12 protein-coding genes are annotated in these 11,595 nt (G+C 37.5%); 9 read left to right on the forward strand and 3 right to left on the reverse strand.

The genetic code is table 11. From position 1 onward, the window contains the following. Positions 1-38: 38 nt before the first annotated feature. Positions 39-896, reverse strand: coding sequence for an NAD(P)H-hydrate dehydratase (locus HMPREF0549_RS05280; protein ID WP_003717231.1), 858 nt, complete (start codon positions 894-896; stop codon positions 39-41). Positions 897-990: 94 nt separating this feature from the next. Here HMPREF0549_RS05280 and pepV point away from each other — a divergent pair, with 94 nt between their 5' ends. The 4 genes from pepV (at position 991) to HMPREF0549_RS05300 (ending at position 5,740) form a co-directional block, all read left to right on the forward strand. Beyond that, complete coding sequence (gene pepV / locus HMPREF0549_RS05285) at positions 991-2,391, forward strand: dipeptidase PepV (RefSeq protein ID WP_040531358.1); 1,401 nt, start codon at positions 991-993, stop codon at positions 2,389-2,391. 62 nt (positions 2,392-2,453) lie between these two features. After that, positions 2,454-2,951, forward strand: a complete 498-nt coding sequence (locus tag HMPREF0549_RS05290) for a universal stress protein (RefSeq protein WP_003717233.1) — start codon at positions 2,454-2,456, stop codon at positions 2,949-2,951. Positions 2,952-3,129: 178 nt separating this feature from the next. Continuing rightward, a complete protein-coding gene (locus HMPREF0549_RS05295; RefSeq protein WP_003717234.1) occupies positions 3,130-4,518 on the forward strand; it encodes a L,D-transpeptidase in 1,389 nt (462 codons plus the stop codon). Between the two features lie 166 nt (positions 4,519-4,684). Continuing rightward, positions 4,685-5,740, forward strand: a complete 1,056-nt coding sequence (locus HMPREF0549_RS05300; protein WP_003717235.1) for a glycoside hydrolase family 73 protein — start codon at positions 4,685-4,687, stop codon at positions 5,738-5,740. 143 nt (positions 5,741-5,883) lie between these two features. Here the strand turns inward: HMPREF0549_RS05300 and HMPREF0549_RS05305 are convergent, their stop codons facing one another. Next, a complete protein-coding gene (locus HMPREF0549_RS05305) occupies positions 5,884-7,182 on the reverse strand; it encodes an MFS transporter (RefSeq protein WP_040531360.1) in 1,299 nt (432 codons plus the stop codon). Between the two features lie 244 nt (positions 7,183-7,426). Here HMPREF0549_RS05305 and HMPREF0549_RS05310 point away from each other — a divergent pair, with 244 nt between their 5' ends. After that, on the forward strand, positions 7,427-8,269 hold the full coding sequence (locus HMPREF0549_RS05310) for a metallophosphoesterase family protein (RefSeq protein ID WP_003717237.1): 843 nt from the start codon (positions 7,427-7,429) through the stop codon (positions 8,267-8,269). 85 nt (positions 8,270-8,354) lie between these two features. On the opposite strand, the gene HMPREF0549_RS05315 is transcribed toward HMPREF0549_RS05310, so the two are convergent. Then, positions 8,355-8,990 (reverse strand): deoxynucleoside kinase, encoded by a 636-nt coding sequence (locus HMPREF0549_RS05315; RefSeq protein ID WP_003717238.1) that lies wholly within the window; start codon positions 8,988-8,990, stop codon positions 8,355-8,357. A 213-nt stretch (positions 8,991-9,203) separates the two neighbouring features. On the opposite strand from HMPREF0549_RS05315, the gene HMPREF0549_RS05320 reads away from it, so the two are divergent. From HMPREF0549_RS05320 to HMPREF0549_RS05335, 4 genes are all read left to right on the forward strand, one after another. After that, positions 9,204-9,812: a hypothetical protein gene (locus HMPREF0549_RS05320; protein ID WP_003717239.1), complete on the forward strand. Its 609-nt coding sequence runs from the start codon at positions 9,204-9,206 to the stop codon at positions 9,810-9,812. A 54-nt stretch (positions 9,813-9,866) separates the two neighbouring features. Further along, on the forward strand, positions 9,867-10,094 hold the full coding sequence (locus HMPREF0549_RS05325) for a hypothetical protein (protein WP_040531362.1): 228 nt from the start codon (positions 9,867-9,869) through the stop codon (positions 10,092-10,094). Then, complete coding sequence (locus tag HMPREF0549_RS05330) at positions 10,091-10,765, forward strand: CPBP family intramembrane glutamic endopeptidase (protein ID WP_050754865.1); 675 nt, start codon at positions 10,091-10,093, stop codon at positions 10,763-10,765. The genes HMPREF0549_RS05325 and HMPREF0549_RS05330 overlap by 4 nt, the downstream gene beginning before the upstream one ends. A gap of 414 nt (positions 10,766-11,179) precedes the next feature. Continuing rightward, positions 11,180-11,464: a hypothetical protein gene (locus HMPREF0549_RS05335; protein ID WP_040531364.1), complete on the forward strand. Its 285-nt coding sequence runs from the start codon at positions 11,180-11,182 to the stop codon at positions 11,462-11,464. The last annotated feature ends 131 nt before the right edge of the window (positions 11,465-11,595 follow it).

Consider the following 11,595-nt stretch of genomic DNA (forward strand, 5'->3'; position numbering starts at 1 on the left):
TCACCCTCTTCAGTTTTTAAATTCAATTGTAAAAGCGATTAGTTCAGGAAACCAATTTGGTGCTCGGTTTGGCCGCTTTCCATTTTTTTCATAAATGATGGTAGGGACCGACTGATTTGATGCGGAAGAACAATGTATTGATTTTTGGCAATCTGTTCTGCAACTGCGCTATGAGCGTAGACGGCTGCCAAAACTGCCTTTAGAGTCTTAGAGAATTCAGCAGTGAAGCCACCAACCATTCCGGCAAGCGTATCACCCATTCCGCCAACGGCTTGAGCAGGAGTGCCAATTGTTAATTGGTAGACATCATCGTTAGTGTAAATCTCTGTATGGTGCTTTTTAAGAACAACGGTAGCATTTAACTTTGCTTGTGCTTCCCGATTTCGTTCTTCACTTTGATCAGCAATTTTAATTCCTGAAAGGCGCTGCCATTCCATTTGGTGTGGAGTGTAAATAATATTACCCTTTGGTTGAGCGAGGTCTTCTCGGGCCATTAGGGTAATTGCTGAACCGTCAATAACAACGTTTTGCTTTTCGTTAGTGTGTTCAAAAACATTTTTAAGAATGGCTAGACTAGTTTGGTCATCCCCAAGACCTGGACCAACGACCACCGTTGTAGCAGGTTCAACTAAGGATGCTAGTTGATCAGCATTATTAAAATCAGCAAACATCGCTTCGGGAAGTTGCGAATGGAGGGCTCCTGAATTACTTGGATCAGTAGCAGTCGTAACTAATCCAGCACCCGAGCAAACAGCGGCAGTGGATGCCATAATAATTGCCCCACCAAAGTTGCGGTTACCACCAACTAGGGTTACCTTTCCGTATGTTCCCTTAAAACTATCGTTAGGACGTGGCTTAATAACATCAAAAAGAATTTGATCAGTTAATTTTTTCATTTTAATGCTCCTTTGTATCAAGTACTTTCAAGCTGAAAACTACTACTTTCATGGTATCATTATTTTAACGAAAAGATTAACGGAGGTTGATAAAATGACGGATTGGATGAAAGCAGCACAAAGTCAGGAAAAAAGTTACCTTAAGGATTTAACTAACCTGTTGAAGATTCCAAGTGTTCGTGATGATAGTGCAGCTACGGATGAATATCCATTAGGACCGATGCCAGCAAAAGCCCTGCAAGAATTTTTGAAGATGGCAAAGCAAGATGGCTTCCGAACGAAGAATATTGATAATCTTGTAGGATATGCAGAATGGGGTGAGGGTGATGAAACCTTAGCAATTCTTGCTCACCTTGATGTTATGCCTGCTGGGAAGGGTTGGGATACCGATCCGTTTGACCCCGTTATTAAGGACGGTAATTTATATGCTCGGGGCGCTTCTGACGATAAGGGGCCTGGAATGGCTTGCTACTACGCTCTTAAATATTTGAAAGATCAAGGAGTTAAGTTTAATAAGAAGGTCCGCTTTATTGTGGGAACGGACGAGGAAAGTAATTGGACAGGGATGCATCGCTACTTTGAAGTTGAACCGGCACCGACAATGGGCTTCTCACCGGATGCAGAATTTCCAGTAATTAACGGTGAAAAGGGTCAATTCTCGTTGCTCCTTGACGTTCCAGCAGGTAATAGCGGCAAAACTCAACTTAAGAGTTTCCAATCCGGCTTGCGGTTCAACATGGTTCCTCGTGAAGCAGTTGCTGAAATTACAGTACCAGATAAGGAACAGGTAACAAGCGAGTTTGGACAGTTTATCGAAAACAATCCAGTAACTGGCAAGGTCGAGGAAACAATGGATGGCTTAAAATTGACAGTGATTGGTAAGGCCGCTCATGGGATGGAGCCGGAAAAGGGAATTAATGCTGGGACATATCTGGCTACCTTCCTGAATAAGTATGATTTTGCTGGTGGTGCTGCTAGTTTCATTAGTTTTCTTGCTAAGTACCTTCACCTTGATACGAGAATGGAAAAGTTTGATTGTTCATTTACTGATGATGTAATGGGCGAATTAACGATGAACGCTGGAATTTTAAATTATGATGAAGAGAATGGCGGTAAAATTAACATGAATTTCCGCTATCCAAAAGGAATTACCCCAGATGAAATTCAAGCCAAGGTTGAAAAAGTAACCAAGGCATTAGCCATCACTGTTAATCAAGGTGACGGTCAATTACCACACTATGTTGATCCTGATGATCCAATTGTTAAAACATTAATGGAAGCATATATTGATATTAGTGGTGACCAGAATGCTAAGCCTGAAGTAGTTGGTGGCGGAACTTATGGCCGGCTAATGAAGCGTGGCGTTGCTTTTGGTGCTCTTATGCCTAATACACCAAATACAATGCATCAAGCAAATGAATTTCAGCCTGTTAACGATTTAATTACTTCAATGGCAATTTACATGCAAGCAATTAATAACCTGGTAACAGATTAATCGCCACTAAAGCAATATGGTAAAATAAGGTTAAAGGTAGAAGAATTTCTGGAGGTGTCAATATGAGTTATCAAAAGATCCTTGTCGGAATTGACGGTTCAAAGCAATCAGAAATGGCCTTTTCAAAGGCTGTTGATATTGCAAAGCAAAACGATGCAGCGTTGTACTTACTTAGTGTAATTAATGGTGAACGCTACCCAACAACAAGTCCAAGTGGGTTTGGCTTTGTTGATAAGAGCATTTATGATTCTGCTATTCAAGAGATGAACAAACGGTTAGCTGAAAATAAGCAAAAGGCTGAGGATGCTGGGGTAAAAGAAGTTCATACCGATGTTGAAATTGGTAATGCTAAGGTAGAATTAGCTGAAAAATACCCAAAGGACAACGGCATTGATTTAATTGTAATTGGTGCCACCGGGTTAAACGCAATTGGCCGATTGATTGTTGGTTCGACTGCAGCCTACACTGTTCGGATTGCCCCTTGTGATGTGACGGTAGTTAAAACCGACTTAAACAATCAGAAATTAGATATTAAGGAAAGCAGCTATCCTGAAATTTAATTATTGATTAAAAAGTTCTTGAAGTTTGGAGTTACCCAAATTCAAGGGCTTTTCTTTTATAGTAAAAGTAATAATTTAGTAACGTATGTTCGATAAAATATGCTAATTTTACTAGATCGTGGTAAAATATGACAGTCGATACTTTGCTATTACTGATTCGACGTGAGGAGTATTTTCAATGCGTTTTCAATTAAAGCACTGGTTATTAGTGATTATTGCGTTATTAGTCATTGTTCTTGGAATTAATTGGTGGCATCAGGCACACCACTTTAACAAGAAGGTTACTATTAATGGAATTAACGTTGGTGGTCTGACTACTAAGCAAGCCCTGGAAAAGGTTAAGACAACGAAAAATAGTAATCAGGTTTACCTAAATGATCATTTAATTTATGACGGATCCGATACTGATTATGTATTTACATCAGCAGATGAAGCTAAGGTAAAGAATGTCTTTCACAAACAGTTTACATTCTTCCCTTCTCGAAAGCCCTACTCTCTAGAGTTAAAGCCCGGCAAGCAGGATCTCAGTCAGTACGAAACAAAGAAAGCAACTGTCCAGTCAATTCTTCAACGAGAAAATCGAGGCAGACAGGCGCCAGTAGATGCTTACGCTGAACTTCGTGACGACAAGGTGACAGTTCATAAGGGACAAAAGGGAACAAAGATTGATGAGCAACGGATTCTTCACCAATTAAGTTCTCAAGCAACCAACAGTAAGATTTATCTTACCGCTAAGCAACAACAACCACTTTCACCAGATAGCAAAACTGTGCAAAACGAAAAGAAACAATTGCAAAAGTTAATCGGAAAAAAGGTTAGCTATAAAGTTGAAAAGCAGACTTATCACTTAACAACGGGTGACGTGATTACGAGTGCTACCTATAAAGATGGCCAATATCACTTTAATACGTCTGTTATAGATAAGAAGATTAAGCAGATTAATAAAAAGCAAGCAACGTTAGGTAAAGCATTTAAATTCAAGACTCCTGATGGTAAGGAGATAACTACTACAAGGGATGGTAGTTACGGATGGAAGATAAGTGCTGAGCGTGCCGGCAAATCTTTAGCTAACGCAATTGCAACTGGCAAATCTTCTGTAGATGCTAAGGCAGATATTTATGGAATTGGCTATAATCGTCGCGGGACTGGTTATGGGGTAACAGAAAATGGTGGAATTGGTAATACCTATGCTGTTATTTCAATTGCCGATCAGCATGCCTGGTTCTACAAAAATGGTAAGTGTGTAGACGATGTAGACGTTGTTACTGGAAAGATGAGTAATAAGGCTGACCAAACACCTAAGGGAGTCTGGTATATCATGTATAAGCAATCTCCTTCAGTTCTAAAGGGGACGAGCGATAATGGTTCTAAATACAGCAGTAAGGTTCAATACTGGGCTCAATTTACCGATAGTGGTTGTGGCTTCCATGATGCTTCATGGCGGCATAATTGGTCTAAAACGGCTTACCTAAATGACGGTTCAAATGGTTGTGCTAATATGCATCCAAGCGACGCTGCTGGGGCATATAATAGCCTTGAAGTTAATGAACCAGTAATAATTTACTAGTATGAGGATATAAAGGATTAGTGATGTTCGATAAAGAAACATTACTAATCCTTTATTATTTAATGGAGATTTATATGTGCTCAAATAACTTCTGAATTTAAAAATGCAAAGTTAAATTTATTCCGTATTGATTATTTAGAGGACTAATACGGGAGTGACATAAGAAATGAATGATAAGGTGATTTTAGGAACAGTTGTAATGCTAGTTTCACTTAATACAGCGTTACCTGCTCTTGCCAGTCAACAGGATGACGCACGAAATGCTGCTGAAGTTGCAGTGATTAACCAAGAAGTGGTAGATGCGCAAGTTCTACGAAGTCATGGTGATGAGTATACACGTGAATTCTTACTTCAGTTCCATAATGCAACTCGGAAATATCGTCAAGCATTTCAGTTAGGAGTAGCGGATCAGGAAGAAGGAAGAACCCATGCGTTTAGCGATCACGTAGAACAAACTGCTTACCAACGAGGAATTGAAAAGGCAAAAGTACAGACTCAGGAAAAAACGGCAGCAAAAGAAAATACCTTCTCTGACCAATTAGTTGATCAAAAAAGGTATTTACCGAAGCAGCCATTACCAAATCAAGCGCGCTTTATTAATCAGATTGCTGATGATGCACGACAAATTGGTAAGGATTATGATCTATACCCATCCATTATCATTGCCCAAGCTGCATTAGAGAGTAATTGGGGAACGAGTGATCTTAGTCTAGCACCGCACCATAATTTATTTGGTGTAAAAGGAAAATATAATGGGCGTGGCGTATTAAAGCCAACGACAGAATTTATTGGTTCTCAATCAATGCAGGTTCAGGATGTTTTTCGTTCGTATACTAGTACCAAGCAATCGTTGCAAGATTATGCTAAGACGCTTCAGCAGCCCTTATATAGGGAAGTGCATCGTTCGGTGGCAAAAAATTACCGTGAAGCAACCCATGCGCTTGTTGGCTGTTATGCAACAGATACTGATTATGATAAGAAGCTGAATCAGATTATTGATAGTTATCAACTAACAAGGTATGATGACCCGAAAAAAGAAGGGAATGTTCAAAGTCAAGTTATAAATAATCGGCAATATGAAATGCCACGAAGAGCTCATTTGAGGAATCCTCAGCAACAAACTAGCTCAAAACACAAAAAGTTTTCACCAGTTATCTCAGTTATTGGTGGTGTAGCATCGGCTGGAGCGCTTACTGGTTTAAAGAAATTTCTTGTGAGTTAGGGAAAGAAGCTGGTCAAATGCTAATTTATCAATGATTGATTTGCACGATTAGACTCGGTGATTTTGAAAATTGCTGGTAATAGATAAAGGCTAAGAAAGAACGTTTCGTTTTTTCTCAGCCTCAATATTAGGTAGGTTAGTTATTATAATGTATTGTGGTATTTCTTCAAAAGGAAAACGAAAAAGATAATACAGATAATTGAGGAAACAGCTACGATTCCAAAGCCAGCATTCCAGCTGGTTTTACCAACAATGGAACCAATTCCGTATGAAGCAATGACCTCACCAAAAGCATAGCCGAAGAAACCAGACAAACCAATTCCTGAGGCAACAGATTCTACTGGTAACGCATCCATAATTACGATTCCAATTAAGACTTGTTGACCATAAATACAAATCCCTAAAATTCCTAAAATAATATCAACGATTACAATATTTTGGGATACGGCATAGAATGGGATCAAAACTAGAATAATGGTTGAGGTAAACAACATTATTGGAACACGACGACCGTTTAAAACTTTGTCTGATAGCAATCCTAAAAGAATAGTTCCAGGAATTGCGGCATATTCGAAAATAGTAAATGCTGAGTTAGTAGCAACTGAAGAGAAGCCCTTAGAGGTTGAAAGATAAATAGGAATCCAGTTTTCAATTCCATAACGTAAAATATACGAGAACGCATTCATGATACAAAGTGCCCAAACAATTGGGTTCTTCATAATGTTATCTCGAAAAGCACCCCATGAGGTTTTATGCTTAATATTCTTTTCTTTGTTCTTATTAACCTTTGGTAGACCAACTGATTCAGGTGTATCAACACCTAGTGCCATAACAATTAATGCCATTACGATGGAAATTAATGATGGAATTAAGAAAATGTTATGAATATTAGCTGCTCCAAAGGCACCAACAGTTCCAGCAACGATTAATGAAGCAGTTCCAGAACCAATATTATGTGAAATATTCCATGTGCTTGTTGCTGTACCAAGTTGATGCTCATCGAACCATGTTGCTAATGACTTTTGACAGCAAGGAGCACCGATTCCCTGAGTTACACCAACGCAAATCATCAATAAAATCATTACCCATAAATTGCGGGTGTAGCCAAAAAAGGTATTAAAAATTGCAGATAAGATTAAGCCTACACCAACAAAATAACGGGGATTTAAACGATCGGCAAGTAACCCCATAAAGAATTTACCAATTCCGTATGAAATTGCGAGAGCTGATAAAACAAGACCAATATCAGCAGTAGTTAAACCAACATCTTTTGTCAGATATGGTGATGAAAGAGTAAAGTTTGATTTGACAATGTAGTAGCTTGCATAAGCTAGAATAGTGCTAACTAAAATTCTAGTTCGATACTTAATAAAAGCACTGTGCCTTTGCTCTTTCGGTATTAATTTGTCAGCTGGCGCGCTTGGTAGTAACCAATTAACCATAGCCAACCCTTCTTTCAAATGAATTAACTCACTTGTATTTAAATGAGTCAGCCTTAGAATAGAAAATAAAGAAAGCGCTGTCAAGTTTGCTATTAAATTATATAAAAAAATTCATAAATTTGCGTTTGATTTGCTATTTGTGCAAACGATTGCCTAAAAATTTTAGTTAAATTTACTAAATTGAATCTAAATCTGGTTTAATTATACTGAAATTGTAATAATAAATTGAAAAGTGATGATAAGTATGGAACGACGAATTGCAATTATTGCGGATATTCATGGCAATTATACGGCTCTAAAAGCAGTTCAAAATGATATTAGAAAACAGAATGTAAATGAATGTTGGTTTCTAGGTGACCTATTCATGCCGGGACCGGGAGCAACGGATATTTGGGAGATATTAGAGTCATTAAATCCATCAATTTGCCTTCGGGGAAACTGGGATGATGATTTAGTGCAAGCTTATTATGGTCAGCATTCTTACGATGATGAGACAAAGGTTATGATTTCACGGGTTGGCGAATATATTGGTAGTCAGGTTGGAGCTAGAATTATTAATCAAATCAGCGAATGGCCGATAACGGCTGATACCAAGGTTGGTGCATTACATATTACTTTAAGTCATAATCTTCCTAAAAATAATTCTGGGCAAGGATTGTTCCCAACTAACACTCAACAACAAATGGATCAAATTATGCCCTCGTCTGGAAATTATGATGTTGGTATTTATGCTCATGTACACCACCAATTGTATCGGTATACTAGTCGAGAACAGTTGATTCTCAATCCTGGTTCTGTTGGCGAACCTTATGATGGGTGGAATGTTCACCAGAGTAATCTTCGTGCTCGTTATCTATTACTCACAATTGACGATGAAGGAATCGCTGATCTTGATTATCGTAGAGTTAAGTGGGATCACGAAAGCGAGCGGAGACGGGCTTTTGATGCAGATTTGCCGTACAAGGAAATGTATTTACGTCATTTAGGAAATGGTCGAAATTTTATTCATGACCAACCATTCTTAGCTCAAATTAATCATAAACATAATTATTTACAGGATGTTATTCATTATTCCAGTAAACATTAGATACAAAAATAGCTTAACCCAAGTTAATTCACTGAATGGATCAACTTTAGCTAAGCTATCGCTATACTGATTAATAAAGCTTTTATTAGTTGCGAATATCTTTTAATCGGTCATCAATCATACTAAGAACAGTTTTGACATTTTGTGGATCCTCTAGATCGTACTTTTCTAGATCGATTTTCATCTTTGGACTGGCATCATAATCACGATACCAATCCTTATAAGCATTCCACATCTTGTAATAGTAATCCTTTAACTCAGGGTTCTTATCAACTTGTTCGTAATCCCGACCACGCTTCTTAATGCGATAAAGAATTGTTTCAAAATCTGTTTCAGAATAAACCATTAAGTCAGGAGCTTTTTTTGGTAGCCGATTAAGATCAGCCATCATGTTATCTAATAATTTAAGGTAGACCTCTAATTCTGTATCGCTAATGTTTCCTTCTGCATTATTCTCGCGAGTAAATAATGCATCTTCATAGATGGAACGATCTAAAACATTGTTATCATCGGATAATGCTTGTTTGATCATTGAAAATCGCTTGTTAAGAAAGTAGATTTGCAATAAGAATCCGTATTGTTTTGGATTTGCATAATAAAGTGGTAATACTGGATTTTCACCAACTGGTTCATAGTAAGCTTTTGTATTTAAATGTTCTGCAATTTTACCAGTTAAGGTAGTTTTGCCGACCCCAATCATTCCTGCAGTAATTATCACCATAATGGCCCCTCTTTACTATAATTTTAAACACAAGCACTATCTTACTACAAAATATTGTGGATTCCTATTTAATTTTTGATATATTTTGTATGAAGAGATAACTACTTATCGGTTTATACCTACTTAAGAATTGAATTTTCCTTATGATTCTTGGTAGACTATTTTTTGTAAATTTTTATTTGATTAATCAAACGACAATTAGGAGGCAAATACTTGAGAGAATCAGATAAGCAGGATGTTAAAATTCAATTAACCATTGCTAAACAGCAGGGAAAATTGATTGAAGTACATAATATCAAAAATGATGATTATTTTAACGTTGGTTTTGTAGTGGGCATTGATAATCATTTTTGCTTGATGATTAGTATTGATTGGGATGGAAAAATTAACGGTTTGATTGCAATTCGCCTTGATAGCATTATTACTGTCAATGATCAAACCGACTACTTAACAACTGTTTCTGAAAAAACTAAGGTAGCTCATGAACACCACTATTTCGATATTTGGCAAGTACAACAGTTTATTGATGAACATCCAGAAATAACAAGCGGTAACATCCTCATGAACATATTAAAAGACTCTGCTGACAACGAATTGCCGGTGGTTATTGGAACAAAACAATACCAGGGGATGGACGACTTTTCGGGAATGATCCACGATTTAAATGAGATTACGTTAAATCTCCACTATTTTAACGAGAAAGATCTGTCTTCAATGTGGAGTTATGATATTCTTATCTCACAGATCGATTATGTCCGTTCTCGCGGAACGCAAATGGCAACAACCAAGCAAATTTTGGAAGATGTTTTCCATCAGGATTAGGATGCAATGTAACTGAGAGATACTTTTTGAACAAGATGATGGAGGATTTAAAGAGTGAAAGCAGAATTAATCTTAAAAGTAGTATTACCCCCATTAATTATTTTTGCAATTTTAGTAGCATTAACGATTAGTAAAGTAATTTCTGGCTGGTCGATGTATATTTTATGGATTTTAGGATTTGTGGTTGCAAACTTGATGGTAACGAAGGTAACCGCAAAATGGAGTTACCAACGACGAAAACAAAAGCGCCTTCAAGAACAAAAAAAGGGGCAACAAAAATGAGTGAAATTTTTTCTCTTATTAAGCGTTGCTGTTTAATGGCAGCCTTTTTCTTGTGTATAGAATTACCACCGATTGCAATGCAAATTGCTAATCGAAGCAACAGGGTAACCATTAAGACCATTGGGTTAGTTCTCCTTTTTCTTCTATTATTCGGTTTTATTATCATATGGGCTCGACAAACATACCACCGCTATAACCAGTTACCAATTAGAAAGAGAATTAACTGGAAGTTAATCCTTGGTGGGTACCTGTTTATTTTAATAGGGGAATTTATTCTTGGTGTGCTGAACGTATTAATCTACCACCAGACAGAAACAGCGAATAATCAAAGTCTAATGGCGATATTGGGCCATAACCCATTAGTAACAATTGTATTTGCAATTTCAGCGGTGGTTTTGACTCCGATAGCGGAAGAGCTGATTTTTCGTGGGGTATTAATGAATCTTTTCTTTAAGCCCAATACTTTCTGGCCAAAAGTAATTTTATCTGGGATTGTTTTTTCGGCTGGACATGTTAGCACGAATATTATTAGTTTCCTCTTGTATTGTATGTTGGGGATGACTTTAGCATACATTTACCGGGAAAGTGAGGATATTCGAAACTCAATGCTATTACACGGTTTAAATAATTTAGTCGCAATATTATTAATGCTATCACAAGTATTTAATTAATCCTTGAAAGCGGTTACTAAAGGTGGTATATTATTGGTGAGGAAGGATAAAGAGACGATGTTAAAACATTAAGTCTCCCGTTCTAATAGAGTCGAAGGAAGTTAAGGAGTAGACTAGAAGCAACGTAAGAGTAACCGGAAAGATCTTGATTTAAATTGTGGTTACCAGGGTGCACTATTTGAACGGTAACGAATAAAAGCGACTTTGCGGAAGATGAGAATCAAAAGTTTGTATTTAGTAATAAAGTTCCAGTGCAAAGTGGCAAGATTCCTTCCGTAGATATTATGAGGAAGCGGCCAACAGGAACTAATAGGTTGGACCCCTCATAAACACAAATGTGGCTTTAACGTTTAGAATTGCTGAGCGTTAAAGCCTTTTTGTTAGTTTGGTATAATGAATAAGGAGGTGAATGAAGTGTTCCTTTCAACAGAAGATTATCCACAGGCACATAAAGTCCTGGGAGTTGTTAATGCGACAGCTCATTTAATGCTGCCAAGTGATGCGATTGACTCATTTGAATCTTTGGATCAGCTATTTAGCGAGGTTCAGCAGAAATTACGCGAACGAGCAGCTGAAAAGAAAGCTGATGGAATTGTCGGGGTTCGTTTTAATACCAATGTAGCTAACGTTCAGGTTGCCCCCAAGTTCCTAGTTTTAACTGGTTATGGGACAATGATTCAATTTATTAAAAATAAATAGGACTTGTAATTCAATAAAATTCCAGTATAATAAGATTGTTGTTATTTCATTAATAACGATGCCCCAGTGGCGGAATTGGCAGACGCGCAACGTTCAGGTCGTTGTATGGGTTTCCATGTACAGGTTCGAAT

This window comes from Limosilactobacillus vaginalis DSM 5837 = ATCC 49540 (genome assembly GCF_000159435.1).
GTDB lineage: Bacteria > Bacillota > Bacilli > Lactobacillales > Lactobacillaceae > Limosilactobacillus > Limosilactobacillus vaginalis.